Source organism: Nocardia pseudovaccinii (assembly GCF_050942345.1).
Lineage (GTDB): Bacteria > Actinomycetota > Actinomycetes > Mycobacteriales > Mycobacteriaceae > Nocardia > Nocardia pseudovaccinii.
This window is the reverse complement of the sequence record NZ_CP192074.1, coordinates 2,860,231-2,875,799: the sequence shown is the minus strand read 5'-3', so window position 1 is coordinate 2,875,799 and position 15,569 is coordinate 2,860,231. Positions and strand designations below refer to the sequence as shown.

Below are 15,569 nucleotides of genomic sequence, written 5' to 3'. Positions count from 1 at the left end.
CACCTCACTACTGGTCGGTTCGATCATGTCTGACAATGCGGTGATTCTGATTCGCTCACTCCTCATGAAAGCACCCCTGCCAGCCGGAGGTCGGCGGCGAGGGCATCGAGTTGTTCGGTGGTCGGCATCAATTGCGGCAGGCGCGGCTCGCCGGCATCCACACCGAGCAGACGCAGCCCGCCCTTGCTCATCGCGACGCCACCAAGTCGCGACATCGCGGCGTTCAACGGCAACATGCCAGCATTGATCTCGCGGGCGCGCACCACGTCACCCGCGGTGTAGGCCTCGAGCAGGGCGCGCAGCCGCTCGGGCACGAGATGTCCGATGACACTGATGAATCCGGTCGCGCCGACCGACAGCCACGGCAGGTTCAGCGCGTCGTCACCGGAGTAGAAGGCCAGATCGGTATTCGCGATGAGATCCGCGCCCGCGTTCAGATCCCCCTTGGCATCCTTGACCGCGACGATGCGCGGATGCTCGGCGAGTTTGCGAATGGTGTCGCTGGCAATGGGAACCACCGAGCGCGGCGGAATGTCGTACAGGGTGACCGGCAGGTCGGTGGCATCCGCGACGGCGGTGAAATGCGCGAGCAGACCGTCCTGGGTGGGCCGGGAGTAGTACGGCGTCACCACGAGCAGGCCGTGCGCGCCCGCACGCTGGGCATTGCGCGCGAGTTCGATCGAATGCGCGGTGTCATAGGTGCCCGCGCCCGCGATCACGGTGGCGCGAGCGCCGACGGCGTCGACGACAGCGCGCAGCAGATCCGCCTTCTCCGATTCGGTGGTGGTCGGCGATTCCCCGGTGGTACCGGAAATCGCCAGCAAATCGACGCCGCGGTCGACCAGGCGGGCCGCGAGCGCGACCCCGGCATCGACATTGAGCTTGCCGTCGGCACCGAAGGGAGTCACCATCGCGACACCTACTGTGCCGGACGCACGCAGCTCCGTAGGCGTCGATTCACCGTTCGTCATGGTCAGAAAGGCTACCCGCTCCCGGGAAGAGCCTCGACACCCTCATCGCCGAACGGCCTGCCACGGCGAGTGATTCACCTCGCAGTACTCGATCATGATGTCAAATCCACCCTTGAATGACGCCATCATTGGCGTCACACTGATGTCATGGATTTGAACAAATACACCGCACAGCTACGCGAGGACCTCATCGCGGCCGCCGCGCTCGGCGACGAAAAGACCCAGGCCACCGCCGCCGCCCTGGCCGCTGCGACCGAGAGTTCGGCACGATTGGCGCTGCTCGCGGCGCTATCGGACCTCGCCGCGGAGGTCAGTGCGGAGCTCGGCGACCGCTCAGTTCACGTCTCGGTGAACGGCACCGATGCGACCATCGACGTCCGAAAGAATCCGGCGGCGGAAAACGAGCATCCTACGATCGAGGAGATGACCGGCGATATCAGCCGAGTCACCCTGCGGATGGTCGAGCAATTGAAGTCCAAGGCCGAGGAAGCCGCTGCGGCCAGCGGGGTTTCGCTGAACTCGTGGCTGTCGAATGCCGTCAGCGGTGCACTGCGCGACCAGATGCGCGGATACGGACCCAAGCGCGACATCTGACTTGGATACCACTTCGGTACCGCTAACTATTGCAAGCAGACCCCGTGGCTGATTCACTCGCGGACCGACCGCTCTTCAGCCTGGACTATCCGGCTCGGACCACTTCGACGACCCGCGGCTGAATGTGCTGGGTGCGGTCGGGCCGGATCTGCCGCCGATCCTGTTGCAGGCAGGCGCCGCCGAGATCGCAGTCCACGCGGAAACCGAAATCGGCCTGAGCAGTTCACAACAGCGGCGCGAGATCGCCGCGATCGCCGATCACCACCTCGTCGAGTTCGAGCCAGTCGGCCATCTCACGCAGCGCATCGGTGAGTGCCCGCGCCGTCTCCGGCGTGCTGTGGCCCGGTTCGGCGAAGGCACCCGGCACCAGCAGCCTGCCTGACGCACGCTCGGCACGTAGATCGACCCGTCCGACGAGTTCTCCGTTCAGGAGAAACGGAAAGACGTAATACCCGTGCACTCGTTTGGGTTCCGGCGTGTAGATCTCGATTCGGTAGTGGAAATCGAAGATCCGCTCGGTGCGGGTTCGGAAGAAGATGAGCGGATCGAAGGGGCACAGCAAGGCCGCGCCCTCGATTCGGCGCGGTGTCGATGCACCGGCGCGCAGATAGGCGGGTTTCCCCCAGCCCACCACCTCGACCGGTTCCAGCTCTCCCGCACCGACCAACTCCGCGATGGCCGGTTCGGTTTGTGAGCGATGCAGGCGGTAGTAGTCGCGCAGGTCGGTCTCGGTCGCGACGCCGAGTGCGGTGGCCGCGCGCAGCACCAATTCCCGTACCGCCTCGGCCTCGGATACGTTGCGCGCCAAGATCTCCGGCGGGATCACTCGCTCGGCCAAGTTGTAGTGGCGGGTGAACCCGACCCGCTTGTCGACCGACAGCGCACCTGCCGCGAACAGCGCCTCGCAGATCATCTTGGTGTCGCTGAGATTCCACCAGGAGCCCTTGGGACGCGGCTTGTCCAGCTCGAGGTGGCGCTCCACTTCACCGGCGGTGGCGGCGCCGACCTCGGTGATGACGTCGAGAATGTCCTTGCCGAGGGTGGGATTGCGTTCGGTTACCCGGCGCATGCCGCTCCAGCGCCCGTGTTCGTATTTCCGCATCCGCCAGCGCATGAGCGGCCAATCCTCGACCGGGATCAGTGCGGCCTCGTGCGCCCAGTATTCGACCAGCCGCCGCGGGCGGCGCACACCATTGCTCCAGGCGGCATCGTCGAGCACCGTTCGGTCGTAGCCGCCGATCCGGCTGAAGACCGGCGCGTAGTGCGCGCGCACCACCGCCGATACCGAATCCAATTGCAGCAATTGGGTTCTGCCGAGCACATCGAGGATCGTCCGCCGGGTCGGCGCGGCCGGTTTGCGCCGCCCGAAACCCTGCGCGGCCAGCGCCGTCCGACGCGCCGCGACCGCACTCATCGTCCGCATGATCGCGACAATGCCATGGGGGTACGACAAGTTACGTCGAGACCGAGACCTCGCCCGCGGTATCGATCTCGGTGCGCCGATCCCGATCCGGTGCGTTCGCGAGCACCGTGGCCAGTACCCGTCGGCCCATCGGCAATACCCGAACGGTCACCGAACCGGCATTGGCGGCATCCAATTCCCGGGTCGCCGACTCGATCACCTGCTGGCGCACCCACTTCGGCACCCCGGCGAATCCGCCGTCGTCGAGCAGCACCACCTCGACCCCCCGCGAACGTGCGCCGCGGGCGGCACTGCTCAATTCGTCGGTCACCAATTGCGGTGCGCGCAGACCGTCCCGGAGTTCGGCCTCCAGCAGCCTGCACTCTTCGCGTTCGCCCGCGGTGAGTTCGGCGCCGTCGGCGATGCGTTCCAGAATCGGCCGCGCCACCTTGTCGAGCCGGGCCAGCTGCCGATCCCGTTCGCCGTTCTGCGCGGCCATGGTCGCCTCGGCGGCCGCGCGCATGGTGGCCTCCTCGCGCAGCAGCCGCAGCGAGCGCTGCATCGGCCGCATGACCGCCGCGCCGATCGAGACCCCGGCAACCGTGGCGATCGGCACGATGGATCCGACCACCACCCGCAGGCCGTTCGTCGCACCGACCACCGCGATCACCGCCGCAATGCCCGCGACACCGCACCACGCCGCACCCAACCGGCCACGGACCACCAGCACCGCGAGCACATAGGACGAGGCGAATGCGGTCCAGACCTGCTTGGACATGCCGTGGTCGATACTCACGGTGGTCAGCGCCGCCGCGATCGGACCGGCGGCGGCCACCGCGATGGCGGCGGGCAGCGGCAGCGGATCGACCGGGATCACCAGGACCAGCACTCCGGCGCCGGCCACCAACACCAGTGCGGTCGCGGCCAGCAGCAGCGGCGATTCGGCGAAATTGCGCACCATGTACAGCAGGATCGTGGCCTCGAAGATGACCAGGAAGAGCCAGGCGGACCGGTCCCGCAGCCCGAGCAGATCGCGCAAGCCGAATTCGTTGTCGGTATCAGCCATCGCCACCCCAGACCAAGGTCACCGTGGTTCCCTCCCCCGGTTGGGATTCCACGAATCCGGCGCCGCCGGCCAGCTGACGCATCCGGCCGAGGATGCTGACCGAGACGCCGAGCCGATCGGCGGGCACCCGGTCCAAATCGAAACCCGCGCCGTCATCGCGGAATACGACACGGATACCGCCCGCACTGATCGTCACGGTGACGGTGCGCTGCACGGTGCGGCCCGCAACGGTGGCGTGGCGCAGACTATTTCGCGCCGCCTCGGCCAGGGCGGCGGCGATTGTGCCCGCCGCGTGTACCGGCAGGCGCAGGTCGTCGAGTCCGGCCCAGCGGCGCGCGGTGAATCGGATGCCCGGATTCACCTCGTGGATAGCCGAGCGCAGGAAGCCGATCGCCGATTGCGCGTCCAGTCGGTCGGGTTCGGTGTTGGTGCCGCGACATTCGTCGAGTTGTTCCAGCGTGCGTTCGGCCTGACCACGCAGCACCGGCGATTCGGCGCCCGCCCGCGAGGCGTCGAGCAGGGTCGACAGCACCGCGTCGTGGATCAACGCGGCGAAGCGGGCGCGCTCACGATCGCGTGCCGCGGCACCGGCCACGGCGGCCGCGCGGCGGCTCGCGATCACCGATTCCCGGTCCACCCGCGCGGCCGCCGCGAGTGCGTAGACGCAGCACCACAGGAACAGTGCGCACAGGCCGGCGGCCCTGGCGAAATCGCCGATCAGCGACCAGACCGTCGCATCGGGCAGCACATACCGGTTCGCCACTGCGGCGGTAGCAGCGCCCACCAGGAGATAGCAGGTTGCCAGCGCCGGACGCCAGGCCAATACGGCCGCGAGCACGCCGAGCGCGATCACCCGATACATCCACACCGATGTGGTGTCGGTCAACGGCACGGCATAGATGAACGGCATGGTGGTGAGCGCCGCAAGATAACTCAGCGCGGCCGCACCGGCCACCACGCGAATCGCCCTGCGGCCCATAGTGAACGAGACGACCGCGAGCACCGGGAACCAGCCGAGCGCCACGCCGACCACCAGGCTCGCCCACGGGCCGGAGACGAATTTGGCCTGATCGGCGATGTCGGGTAATTCGACGATCGCGACGATCACACCGGCGATTCCGACGGCCAGGCCCATCCGGCGCAGAATGCGATCCGAGGCCGCTTCGATAATTTTCTCCCTGGACACCGCGGTCCGCCCACGGCGCCACCGACTCGCCCGGAACGGGTCGGCGGAGCTCGCAGTGGTTATCGAGGTGTCCAGCGCGCTGGACGCGGTCATCCGCGGGGATGCCGCTCGGGAACCGGTAGCCATCCGTCCTCGACCGCCCGCTTGTAGAGGTCGGTCTTGGTGGGAGCCGGACGACCCGCATCGGCGTACTTCTGCCGGATGCGCCCCAGGTAATCGTTGACAGTCTGTTCGGACAGACCGGTCAGCCGCGCGACGCGAGAGGCCTTCTCACCGGAGGCGTAGAGGGTGAGCACCTCTTCCTGGCGCGGGCTCAGACCGACGTCGGACAGTTGCGGATCGCCGTCGATGGCGGCGGCCCAGTCGGTGGTCACCACCTGCTCACCCGAGGCGGCGCGGCGCACCGCCGCGACCACCGTCGGCACGTCCTCGGATTTGCGCACCACGCCGAGCACACCGGCCTTCGCCGCCGCGCGCACCAGGAACGCGTTGTCCGCGCCGGTGAATACCAGGACCTCGACGCCGCGGTTGCGCAGCGCGCGCACATTGTCTTCGGGCGAGGATCCGTCGGCCAGTCGAAGATCGAGCACGACCAGATCCAGCGGAGCGCTATTCGCCGCCGCCGCAAGCAGCTCCGGTACGGTCCCCGCTGTCAGCACCAGATCGAGATCGGGTTCCGGCGCCAGCATCGCGGCGAGCCCGATAGCCACTGATTCGTGGTCTTCGACCAGCCCGATCCGGCGCGGTGCTGTTTCGCCCCCTTCGGCCCACATCACCTCGATACTCCGTTCCCGAGCAAACTCGTCACATCCCCGCCGCTACAACGTCGCCTCGTAGTATGCCCGGATCCGCCGGATACCGGTCAGACACCAAAATTCGGGGGACGCGCATTACCCCATGAGCTGCGCCGCCACGGTCGCGCCGAGTTCCCAGCACTGCTGGATCTCCTCCTTACCGGGCGCGCCCATCACGATGACCGGCGCGGCAACCTGCTCCCAGCCGAGTCCGGTGGTCACGCTTCGCACGCCCCGTTCGGCCCCCTCGGTGCCTTCATTGCCGTGCAGATAGAAGCCGAACGGCCGACCACGCGTCGAATCGAGGCACGGGTAGTAGAACGTGTCGAACGCATGCTTGAGCGCGCCTGACATGTAACCGAGGTTCGCCGGGCTACCGAGCAGGTAACCATCGGCAGCCAACACATCGCTCGCGGTGACCGCGAGCGCAGCCCTGCGCTCGACCTCCACCCCCTCGATCTCCGGATCCGTCGCTCCCGAGACCACCGCCTCGAACATCGCCTGCATATGCGGTGACGGAGTGTGATGAATGATCAGCAGCCGTGGCACATCCAGCAGCGTACTGCCGCCTTGAACTCGAGTCGGATCTAAGGGCCTTCAGCTATTGACTGGCGGCAAAATAGGAGGAAAATAAAGGTTTACACCAGAAAACCGGAAGTGCCGAACTGTCGGCGGAGACGTCCAAAAACATGGGAGACACTTTCGAGGATCTGGCCAGGCCCCCGGCAAGCCAGTCGAATATCGGAGCTGTCAGCGACGACTGAAACTCACGAATTCGATGGAGACTACCGGGGACTGATCTGTGTGGGGGTTCTTTTGTTCCACTCTCCGAGTTGCATGCCGACAGGCTGATGCGGACGCATGGGCACGGCATCGCCGGACACATCGAGCCGACGAGAATGCGCTGGTGGCCCGGCTTTCTCGACGTTTACCTGCACCAATACATGGTGATCGTCTGACCACACTCAGGTGGGGCGATGGGTCAGGGGGCGTGGTCCAGTTTCTCCAAAGCTACTGCGCGGCGCATGGTTTCGCGGGCTCGGGTGCGGTCGCCGGCGTAGTCGTAGGCGCGGGCCAGGCGGTAGGAGACGCGCCAGTTGTCGGGGTCGGCCTCCCATTCCTGTTTGACCTTGTTGAAGAGCTCATCCGCGGCGGCTCGCTCGATGCGGCCGGACGGGCGGCGCGGGAGGTTCGAGGTGTCGAGTTCGAGGCCCTCGTCGTGGATGCGGCGGGCCAGGTGTTGGTGCGCCAGGGCCGCGCGGACGGTTGCGACGACGATCCAGACGCCCAGCAGCGGCAGGATCAGGACGCCGATGCCGATGACGATGGCCGCGAGGTCGCCGGAAGCGATGAGGCTGAGCGCGATGCGGCCGAGCAACACGAAGTAGAAGCCGAGCACGACGACCAGGGCGGCGACGAATGCGACGACCTTGCGGACGTCGGTGCCGCGCGCGTCGGTGTCCGAGCCCTGGTCTTCCGGCTGGACCGGTTCCTGTGTCACAGATCCAGGAACGGGTCGAGCCCGACGGTCAGGCCTGGGCGATTGGCGATCTCGCGGACGCCGAGCAATACGCCGGGGGCGAAGGAGGAGCGGTCGATGGAATCGTGGCGGATGGTGAGGGTTTCGCCCTGGGTGCCGAAGAGCACCTCCTGATGTGCGACGAGTCCGGCCAGGCGCACCGAATGCACCCGCACGCCGTCGACATCGGCGCCGCGCGCGCCCTCGAGTTCCTGGGTCGTGGCGTCGGGGCTGCGGCCGACTCCGGCTTTGTCCCGCGCGGCGGCGATCAGGCCCGCGGTGCGATATGCGGTGCCCGAGGGCGCGTCGACCTTGTGCGGGTGATGCAGTTCGATGACCTCGACCGAATCGAAGAACCGCGCCGCCTGCTCGGCGAACCGCATGGACAGCACGGCGCCGATGGCGAAGTTCGGGGCGATGAGCACACCGGTCTCCGGCCGCCCGGCCAACCAGCCGCGCACCTCGTCCAGGCGCCCCTCATCGAATCCGGTGGTCCCGACGACCGCGTGAATTCCGCGTTCCACCAGGAACTTCAGATTCCCCATCACCACATCGGGATTGGTGAAGTCGACGACCACCTGCGTACCCGACTCGGTGAACGACTCGAGCGAATCGTCCTTGTCGACGGTCGCGACCAACTCCAGATCGTCGGCCGCCTGCACCGCCGCACAGATCGCCTGACCGACTTTCCCCCGCGCACCGAGCACTCCGACCCGAATGGTCACCGCACCTCCTAATTCCACCAACGACCCCGCCAGCCTATCGACCCCGCTCCCCTTCCGGTCCGCTGACCTCCGGTGATCGGCGACACGCAGCTCAGGCGCCGGCCATATTCCCGGCCATCCGCTCCAGCAGGCGAACGGTCTCGACGTACTGGTCGTCGGTGATGCCGTCGAGCATGGCGCGGCGGCGCTTGCCGATCAGGGTGAAGGCTTGGTGGTGGGTGGTGCGGCCGGTGTCGGTCAGGGCGAGGGTGCCCGAATCGTCGCTGATGTCACCGCGATCCACCAGCTGCGCCAGTTGGACGCCCCACTCCGAAGGGTCGTTCCAGAAGGGGGCGAGGCCGTCGCGGACGTCGGCGGCGGGGCGGGGACCTTCGGCGAGTGAGTTGAGGATCTGCCAGTGGCGGCGGGTCAGACCGGACGCGGCGAGATCGTCCTCGAAGCGGGCGTCGATCCGGCGATCCAGTTCCTTGAGCCAGTAGCCGATCGGACGTAGTGCTGCCATCGTTTCTCCAAAGAATGTAGAATTACAACTACATGTAATATGACATGAAAGTAGGCCCGATGGAAGAGCGCGATGCGGTGACCGCGGCCGTCGAGGCGGCGATGGTGCGGATCCGGCGGCGGCAGACCCGCGGGGCACTCGGCAAAGATTCGCCGGTGCCGATCGCGGTGTTCCGGGTGCTGGACGCGGTAGCAGGCGCGAATGCGGACACCGTCGGCACCCTGGCCCCGGTATTGGGCGTCGATCAGCCACGCGCGAGTCGTCTTGTCGCCCAGGCAGTTTCATCCGGCCACCTGGAGCGGGTGGCGGATCAGCAGGACGGCAGGCGAGCCGTCCTACGACTGACCCCCGCCGGACGTGCCGCCGTAACCGCGGCGCGCGACGGCCGCCGCGGCGCCATGGCGGCCGCGATGGCGGACTGGACCGACCGTGAGCGCACCGAATTCGCCCGCCTGCTCGGACGATTCGTCGACGCACTCGACGAACACCGGGATCCGCGCAACTGAAAAACCCTGCACAGACCCCGCGAGAGATGAAACACTGCCGCGCTAATCGAACACAATGACCTGCCGCAGCGCATGCCCGGCAGCGAGCTCGTCCATAGCGCGGTTGATTTCGTCCAATCCGACGTGCGAGGAAACCAGCTTCTCGACGGGCAACCGACCCTCGCGCCACATCCGAACGTACTCCGGGATATCGCGGGAGGGCACCGCCGAGCCCAGGTAGCTGCCGACGATGGTGCGACCCTGCGCGACCAGTGCAAGGGGCGAAACGCTCGCACGGGCATCGGGGGCAGGCAGTCCGACGGTAACGGTCGTGCCACCGGGTCCTGTTGCGGCCACGGCGGTTTCGAAGGCGCGCACATTGCCCGCCGCCTCGACCACGACATCAGCCCGGATGCCAGCTTCCGCGAGTTCGGCCGGTGTATATGCGGCGCTCGCACCGAGTTCCTTTGCGAGAGCGAGCTTTTTCGGCACGGTATCGACCGCGATCACCTCGTGCGCACCGAGCGACACCGCGACGAGTACCGCCGCCATGCCGACGCCGCCGAGCCCCACGACCATGATCCGGTCTGCCGCACCGGGTTTCGCGGAGTTGAGCAGCGCACCACCACCGGTGAGCACCGCGCAGCCCAGTACCGCGGCAACCTCCGGCGGGACATCGGCATCGACCGGAACCACCGATCGGCGATCGACGACGGCGTGCGTCGCGAAAGCGGACACACCGAGGTGATGATGCACCTGCGCACCCTCGCGGTGCAGCCGCCGTCCACCGTTCAACAGCTCACCCGCATTGTTGGCAACGCTGCCCGGCCCACACGGCGTGCGGCCGTCACTGGCACAGCCCGCGCACTCACCGCAGCGCGGCAGGAAGGTCATCACCACGCGCTGCCCCACCGCGAGATCACTCCCACCGGGCCCGATCGCTTCGACGATGCCCGACGCTTCGTGCCCGAGCAGCATCGGCACCGGTCGCACCCGGTTTCCGTCCACCACCGACAGGTCGGAATGACACAGCCCGGCGGCCTCGATCCGCACCATCAGCTCACCTGGACCCGGCTCCCCCAGATCCAGCTCACAGACGGTGATCGGCACCGACTCGGCGAACGGCGTGGGCGCTGCGATCCGCTCCAGGACCGCCCCTCGAATCTTCATTCCACGACGCTACCGCGCAGCGTCACAGACAGGGCAACATGGCCCACATCACTCGGGGGTGGCACCATGCAGCGCGATTGGCTAATCTCGACGCCCGTGACGGTGCTCCCGTAGGCCGCCTTGTACCGAGCCCGGGGTCGGGACCGTCACGACACAAGGAGAAATCCCCTGTCAGTTCAGTTCAATCACACCATTGTCGGTTGCCACGACAATCGGGTGTCCGCCGAATTCTGGTCGGACATCCTGGATTTGGAACTAGGAAAAGAGTGGGGCCCGTTCATCCCGTTGCCGACGGGTAACGGAGTTACTTTCGACTTCGCGAACGTGCCGCCGCACATCACCGAAATCCAGCCCCAGCACTACGCATTCCTGATCTCCGAGGCCGAGTTCGACGCGGCCTACGCCAAGATCCAGCGCTACGAACTCGAGCATTGGGCCGACCCCCGGCAACAGGGCGTCAACGAGATCAACCACAACGATGGCGGTCGCGGCGTCTATTTCCTCGACCCGAGTGGTCACTTCATGGAACTTATCACCGTTCCCTATGGCGGGTGGCCGACGTAGTGCGCGCCGTCGGGGCAGCCGTCAACCGTGGATGCCCCGACGGGCTCGTTTTGCGGAGCCCTGCTGGCCTGTTCGCGCGGGTCGGCTGAGCGTCACCCTGCGGCAGACGGTGGCCAGGGATTGGGTTTGACGCTGGTCGGTTTGCGGGTCGGCACATCATCCCAATCGAAGTGGATGCCCACCCAGGCCTTCGGACGATCGAAGTTGATTTCCTGGGCGGCGAAACGGGTGCCGACGAAGGAGATGTCGCCGAAGAAGTCGCCTTCGGTGAAATCGACCATGCGCCCGCCGAGCACCGTCTGCGGGAATCTGACGCCACCGTGGAACTCGGCGCGCGCAAAGTCCGTTTCGCGAGTGCCCCTGTTTCGCAGTCGATTCGACGCACCTACTCTGGCCTCGTCGAAGGCCGTGAGCGTGGCGTAGAACTGCGCGCGTCCGAATGTGACACGGGCACTCACGAATTCAGCGCGATCGAAGGCGATGTGGTCACCGTCGAAGGCGGCACGCTCGAACAAGGTCAGCTCCGCCCGGAACTTCGCGTCCTGGAACGAGGTTCGCGCGCCGAGGAAGCGGGCACCGCTGAAGTTTGTGCGCGGACCTTTGAAAGTCGCACTCTCGAATGACACCGAACTTTCGAAAGTGACGTCAGCGAAGGTCGTACCATAGCCTGCTAGTTCCCGCTTCTCGATGAGGCTGGTATCGAACGTCGCGCGGTCGAACAGCGCCGGGCCGTCCCGGAAGGTCGCGCCACGGAAGGTGACATGGTGACCGTCGAACCGCGCGCGCTCGAAGGTCGAGGGTCCAATGAACCTCGCCCCGGCGAACGCCGTGTGCCGCCCCGAGAACACCGCGTCTCGGAAATCAGCCGTCTCCAGCACCGCACCTCGGAAAGACATGCTGCACGCCGACCACGAGATGTCCGCCGAGGGTCTCAGATGCTGTGCAATCACACGGACGATGGCGCGGCGCACCTCGCGATCGTTCTGCCGGAACTGGTAGACCAGCTCGACCTTGATCCCCGCTTCGTCCGTCGATTCGGCCCGCGAGACAAGATGATTCGCGCCATCGGCCGGTTCGTACGGCAACTGCAGATACCCACACAGCACGTCGACACACTGCTGTCTTCGACTCGGTGCGGAGAACTCATCGGCCACCCCCGCCATCGCATAAACCCCGGCGATCCGCACCGCCACATCAGCATCCCCCAACTGCCGCGCCGCCGCCCCGAACAACTCCGCGAACCGCCCACGCTCCAAATCCCGCTGCCGCCGATACGCCACCACCAGCGCGACCGCTCCGCCAACCCCGGCAGCCACCGACAGCGCGATCTTGGTGAGATCCAACTGATTCGGCGTCTCGGCCTTCGCACCCAGGAGCCACCACAACAACCACCAGGTCAGCCCGGCAATCACCAATCCACCGACAACCGCACCCAACACCGCGAGCAACAGTGCCGCGCGGTGTAGTCGGTTGCCCATTCTGCCCCCCAATCGCATCACCGCATGTTGACATCCTCGCCTCCCTGAACGGAGACGATTCCTACTAGACCGTTACGGCCTCTCTGCGGGTTCCTGCTTCACCGCGCAGCGCCGGAACAGGTTCCGGTCTTACCCGCACTCCACAAGCGTTTCGTCTCTCCGCCTGCCCAGCGGCGAGAATATTGTTCGCGGCATTGTGATCCCGGTCGTGGACCGCACCGCACCGGCATGTCCAGGTCCGCACCGACAAAGGCTTGGGGCCGTCGATCACCCCGCACACCGAACAGAGCCTCGACGACGGGAAGAACCGGTCCACCCGGGCGAAGTACCGCCCGTAACGCACGGCCTTCTCCTCCAACAGCCGAGCGAACATACCCCACCCGGCGTCCTGCACAGACTTCGCCAACCAGGTACGTGCCATGCCGTTGACGCACAAGTCTTCGACATACACCGCTTGGTTATCACGGATGATCATCGTGGACTGTTTATGCGCCCGATCCCGGCGCGTGTCAGCGACCTTCGCGTGGGCCCGCGCTACCCGTAGACGTGCCTTCGCCCTGTTCTGGCTGCCTTTCCGCTTCCGCGACAGCGCCTGTTGCGCCTTGCGGAGTCTGCGTTCGGCGCGGCGGAAGAACTTCGGGGACTCGATCACCTTCCCGTCGGAGAGGACAGCAAAGGTGGTCAGGCCCAAATCAATACCGACCTCACCGTCCGCCACCGGTAGAGGCTCGCTGTCGACCCGCACGACGAACGGCGCGAAATATCGTCCGGCAGCATCGCGGATGATCGTGACCGACGACGGAACCGAGGGCAACTCCCGCGACCACCGCACCGCGACATCACCAATCTTCGGCAACCGCAAGTTGCCACCATCAGTTACCGCGAAGCGGGCATTGGCGGTGAAACGGATACTCTGCCGATGATCCTTGCGGGACCGGTAGCGGGGTGGGGAAACCTTGCGGCCCTTTCGCTTTCCGCTGAGTGAGGCGAAGAAGTTGCGGTAGGCGGTGTTCAGGTCCGCCAGCGCCTGCTGCAACACCACCGCCGACACCTCACCCAGCCAGGCCCGCTCCGGGGTCTTCTTCGCAGCGGTCAAAGCCCGCGACAGTTCACTGTCGCTCACATACGGGTCTCCACAGGCTCGTGCGTCCTGGCGGGCACGTAACGCATCGTTGAACGCCACCCGTGCACACCCGAACGCCCGCGACAACGCTTGCCGCTGTCCCGGCGTCGGATAGATGCGAAAGGTGTACCGCAACTGCACATCCCACACGTTACAGTTTGTTCAGTCCGGGACGCGCCGTTATCGGTGGTAGAGCAAGTCCTCGAGGGACAGGATCGCCTGTTCTTGGGCACGCTCAGGCCTTGGCCCTCCCCCGTGGGCCTTGCCCACCGCCCTGAAGGGGCACAGCACCAGCCCATATCCAGGTAGCCGGGTAGTCACTCTTCGACCACCGCACAGGATCGGCTACCCCTGCGCCCCTTGCGTTTTCGCTTTCTGATTCCGGCGCAGTCCGAGCCCCGCCGCCACCAGGCACGCGGAGGCGACCGCACCGACGAACCAAGGGAACACCTCGCTCAGACCCCATTCGGTGGCCGCCCAGCCGGCGAGGATGGTCGGCAGCGCCATGGCGGTGTACGCAAGCAAGTAGTACGCCGACATGGTCTCGCCGCGCTTGTGTTGCGGCACAACCTCGGACAGATGCCGTAGCGAACCGCCGAAGCCGAGTCCGAAGGTCGCGCCGAGCAATACTCCGGCCAGCAGCACCACACCCCAGTTGCCGGTGTGCAATGCGGGCACGGTGAGCACCAGCGCCACCGCCATACCGGTATCGCCCCCGATTGCCGCGCGCCGCGCCGGAATTCCGGTCGCGAAGAGCTGAGCGGTGGCACCGGCCACCGCGGTCGACGCGACGACCGCGCCACCGAAGACCAGATTGTGGATGCCGGTCTCCGCCGAGGCGAGCGACGGATACAGCGACAGCAGCACGCCCAGCACCGACCAGGCCGCCATCACACCCAGCGCGGAGAACCAGAAGTCACCGCGAATCTCCTGCGGCACCGCTGGTTTCGCGATCGTGATGCGGCTGGCGATCCGAGCGGTGTGCGGTTCCCGCAACGCGATGACACCGACGCCGATGAGCAGGCACACCACCGTGATGACGACATACGGCATGCGCAGCGGATGTGGGGCGTACTGCGCCAGCAATGCCGAGCCCAGAATCGCCACAGCCATACCGACATTGAAGGCAACACCACTGAGCTGACCGGACCGCGCACCGTTCTTCGGCCGCAGATCCAGCAGTGCCGCGGCACCGGCGACCACCGTCGAGCCGACCGCCAGCCCGTGCAGCGCCCGCGCGACCAACAGCATCGCCACATTGTCGGCCAACAGGAACACCACCAGCCCGATGATCATGGTGGCGAATGCGCCGAGCAGCACCGGCTTGCGACCGACCACATCGGAGATGCGACCGGAGACCAACACCGCGGCCAGCGCCGCGAATGCGTACACCGCGAAGACAAACGTCGTCGTGAGCGGCGTGAAATGCCATTCCTTCTGGTACATGCCGTACAGCGGCGCCGGCACCCCGGAGACGCCGAGCGCCACCCCGCTCGCCGCCAGAATCAGCGCATAGGCCCAGCGCTGAGAGGTCTGCTGGTCGGCCGCCACCGTCATTGTCGCTGCCATCGGAACCCCGATCAGGTAAGTTTGATGATGATCGAACTTCAATAGACGATACAGCCGGTACGATAACCATCAAACCACTGTGAGGTAGATCATGACCGAAACTAAGGAATCGGCCACCGAGGCGCCACCGGTCGCCTCGTTACCCGCCGTGCTCGGCGCCCTGCAGGATCCGGTGCGGCTGGAGATGGTGCGAAGGCTGAGCAATGCGGGTGCCGCGGTGCGTTGCGGCGCGCTCTATGAAGTGATCAACAAGTCGACCGCCACCCATCACTTCAAGATTCTGCGCGAAGCCGGTGTCATCGAGCGACTGATTATCGACGGGCAGACCTGCCAGCGCCTGCGCTCCGAGGACCTCGACAATGCCCTGCCCGGATTGCTGCCCTCGATCGTCGAGGCGGCGAACCGCGCCCACAGCGACTGA

17 protein-coding genes are annotated in these 15,569 nt (G+C 66.3%); 4 read left to right on the top strand and 13 right to left on the bottom strand.

What is annotated here, in order from left to right:
• Positions 1–62: 62 nt before the first annotated feature.
• The gene (gene dapA, locus ACQPZ2_RS13070) at positions 63–971 is read right to left on the bottom strand and encodes a 4-hydroxy-tetrahydrodipicolinate synthase (protein WP_433525764.1); all 909 of its coding nucleotides are present in this window, start codon (positions 969–971) and stop codon (positions 63–65) included.
• A gap of 147 nt (positions 972–1,118) precedes the next feature.
• Here dapA and ACQPZ2_RS13065 point away from each other — a divergent pair, with 147 nt between their 5' ends.
• The gene (locus ACQPZ2_RS13065; RefSeq protein ID WP_433525763.1) at positions 1,119–1,565 is read left to right on the top strand and encodes a toxin-antitoxin system HicB family antitoxin; all 447 of its coding nucleotides are present in this window, start codon (positions 1,119–1,121) and stop codon (positions 1,563–1,565) included.
• 223 nt (positions 1,566–1,788) lie between these two features.
• On the opposite strand, the gene ACQPZ2_RS13060 is transcribed toward ACQPZ2_RS13065, so the two are convergent.
• From ACQPZ2_RS13060 to ACQPZ2_RS13025, 8 genes are all read right to left on the bottom strand, one after another.
• Positions 1,789–2,988, bottom strand: a complete 1,200-nt coding sequence (locus tag ACQPZ2_RS13060; RefSeq protein WP_433525762.1) for a winged helix-turn-helix domain-containing protein — start codon at positions 2,986–2,988, stop codon at positions 1,789–1,791.
• 31 nt (positions 2,989–3,019) lie between these two features.
• Positions 3,020–4,033, bottom strand: coding sequence for a hypothetical protein (locus ACQPZ2_RS13055; RefSeq protein WP_387288880.1), 1,014 nt, complete (start codon positions 4,031–4,033; stop codon positions 3,020–3,022).
• Positions 4,026–5,219 (bottom strand): ATP-binding protein, encoded by a 1,194-nt coding sequence (locus ACQPZ2_RS13050; protein ID WP_245721134.1) that lies wholly within the window; start codon positions 5,217–5,219, stop codon positions 4,026–4,028. The genes ACQPZ2_RS13055 and ACQPZ2_RS13050 overlap by 8 nt, the downstream gene beginning before the upstream one ends.
• Before the next feature lie 89 nt (positions 5,220–5,308).
• A complete protein-coding gene (locus ACQPZ2_RS13045) occupies positions 5,309–5,992 on the bottom strand; it encodes a response regulator transcription factor (RefSeq protein WP_040692955.1) in 684 nt (227 codons plus the stop codon).
• A 117-nt stretch (positions 5,993–6,109) separates the two neighbouring features.
• Complete coding sequence (locus ACQPZ2_RS13040; RefSeq protein WP_157124579.1) at positions 6,110–6,562, bottom strand: flavodoxin family protein; 453 nt, start codon at positions 6,560–6,562, stop codon at positions 6,110–6,112.
• A 433-nt stretch (positions 6,563–6,995) separates the two neighbouring features.
• Entirely contained in the window at positions 6,996–7,421 is a 426-nt protein-coding gene (locus ACQPZ2_RS13035; protein WP_433527413.1) for a hypothetical protein, read from the bottom strand.
• An 89-nt stretch (positions 7,422–7,510) separates the two neighbouring features.
• Positions 7,511–8,257 (bottom strand): 4-hydroxy-tetrahydrodipicolinate reductase, encoded by a 747-nt coding sequence (dapB, locus tag ACQPZ2_RS13030; RefSeq protein ID WP_433525761.1) that lies wholly within the window; start codon positions 8,255–8,257, stop codon positions 7,511–7,513.
• 91 nt (positions 8,258–8,348) lie between these two features.
• Positions 8,349–8,759 carry a MarR family winged helix-turn-helix transcriptional regulator gene (locus ACQPZ2_RS13025; protein ID WP_433525760.1) on the bottom strand — a complete coding sequence of 137 codons (411 nt, stop codon included), beginning with the start codon at positions 8,757–8,759 and terminating at the stop codon, positions 8,349–8,351.
• A 59-nt stretch (positions 8,760–8,818) separates the two neighbouring features.
• Between ACQPZ2_RS13025 and ACQPZ2_RS13020 the strand changes: the two genes are divergently transcribed.
• Complete coding sequence (locus ACQPZ2_RS13020) at positions 8,819–9,265, top strand: MarR family winged helix-turn-helix transcriptional regulator (protein ID WP_433525759.1); 447 nt, start codon at positions 8,819–8,821, stop codon at positions 9,263–9,265.
• A 42-nt stretch (positions 9,266–9,307) separates the two neighbouring features.
• Here the strand turns inward: ACQPZ2_RS13020 and ACQPZ2_RS13015 are convergent, their stop codons facing one another.
• On the bottom strand, positions 9,308–10,414 hold the full coding sequence (locus ACQPZ2_RS13015) for a zinc-binding dehydrogenase (protein WP_433525758.1): 1,107 nt from the start codon (positions 10,412–10,414) through the stop codon (positions 9,308–9,310).
• A 168-nt stretch (positions 10,415–10,582) separates the two neighbouring features.
• On the opposite strand from ACQPZ2_RS13015, the gene ACQPZ2_RS13010 reads away from it, so the two are divergent.
• Entirely contained in the window at positions 10,583–10,978 is a 396-nt protein-coding gene (locus ACQPZ2_RS13010; RefSeq protein ID WP_433527412.1) for a VOC family protein, read from the top strand.
• A gap of 92 nt (positions 10,979–11,070) precedes the next feature.
• On the opposite strand, the gene ACQPZ2_RS13005 is transcribed toward ACQPZ2_RS13010, so the two are convergent.
• The 3 genes from ACQPZ2_RS13005 to ACQPZ2_RS12995 form a co-directional block, all read right to left on the bottom strand.
• A complete protein-coding gene (locus tag ACQPZ2_RS13005; protein ID WP_433525757.1) occupies positions 11,071–12,474 on the bottom strand; it encodes a pentapeptide repeat-containing protein in 1,404 nt (467 codons plus the stop codon).
• A gap of 46 nt (positions 12,475–12,520) precedes the next feature.
• The gene (locus ACQPZ2_RS13000; protein ID WP_433525756.1) at positions 12,521–13,720 is read right to left on the bottom strand and encodes an RNA-guided endonuclease InsQ/TnpB family protein; all 1,200 of its coding nucleotides are present in this window, start codon (positions 13,718–13,720) and stop codon (positions 12,521–12,523) included.
• A gap of 204 nt (positions 13,721–13,924) precedes the next feature.
• A complete protein-coding gene (locus ACQPZ2_RS12995) occupies positions 13,925–15,160 on the bottom strand; it encodes an MFS transporter (protein ID WP_433527411.1) in 1,236 nt (411 codons plus the stop codon).
• Positions 15,161–15,239: 79 nt separating this feature from the next.
• Here ACQPZ2_RS12995 and ACQPZ2_RS12990 point away from each other — a divergent pair, with 79 nt between their 5' ends.
• Positions 15,240–15,569, top strand: a complete 330-nt coding sequence (locus tag ACQPZ2_RS12990; protein WP_433525755.1) for an ArsR/SmtB family transcription factor — start codon at positions 15,240–15,242, stop codon at positions 15,567–15,569.

Bases quoted from the DNA above. Each gene is read 5' to 3' on its own strand.
- dapA (WP_433525764.1), bottom strand. From the start codon at position 971: ATGACGAACGGTGAATCGACGCCTACGGAGCTGCGTGCGTCCGGCACA.
- ACQPZ2_RS13065 (WP_433525763.1), top strand. From the start codon at position 1,119: ATGGATTTGAACAAATACACCGCACAGCTACGCGAGGACCTCATCGCG.
- ACQPZ2_RS13060 (WP_433525762.1), bottom strand. From the start codon at position 2,988: ATGCGGACGATGAGTGCGGTCGCGGCGCGTCGGACGGCGCTGGCCGCG.
- ACQPZ2_RS13055 (WP_387288880.1), bottom strand. From the start codon at position 4,033: ATGGCTGATACCGACAACGAATTCGGCTTGCGCGATCTGCTCGGGCTG.
- ACQPZ2_RS13045 (WP_040692955.1), bottom strand. From the start codon at position 5,992: ATGTGGGCCGAAGGGGGCGAAACAGCACCGCGCCGGATCGGGCTGGTC.
- ACQPZ2_RS13025 (WP_433525760.1), bottom strand. From the start codon at position 8,759: ATGGCAGCACTACGTCCGATCGGCTACTGGCTCAAGGAACTGGATCGC.
- ACQPZ2_RS13020 (WP_433525759.1), top strand. From the start codon at position 8,819: ATGGAAGAGCGCGATGCGGTGACCGCGGCCGTCGAGGCGGCGATGGTG.
- ACQPZ2_RS13015 (WP_433525758.1), bottom strand. From the start codon at position 10,414: ATGAAGATTCGAGGGGCGGTCCTGGAGCGGATCGCAGCGCCCACGCCG.
- ACQPZ2_RS13005 (WP_433525757.1), bottom strand. From the start codon at position 12,474: ATGCGATTGGGGGGCAGAATGGGCAACCGACTACACCGCGCGGCACTG.
- ACQPZ2_RS12990 (WP_433525755.1), top strand. From the start codon at position 15,240: ATGACCGAAACTAAGGAATCGGCCACCGAGGCGCCACCGGTCGCCTCG.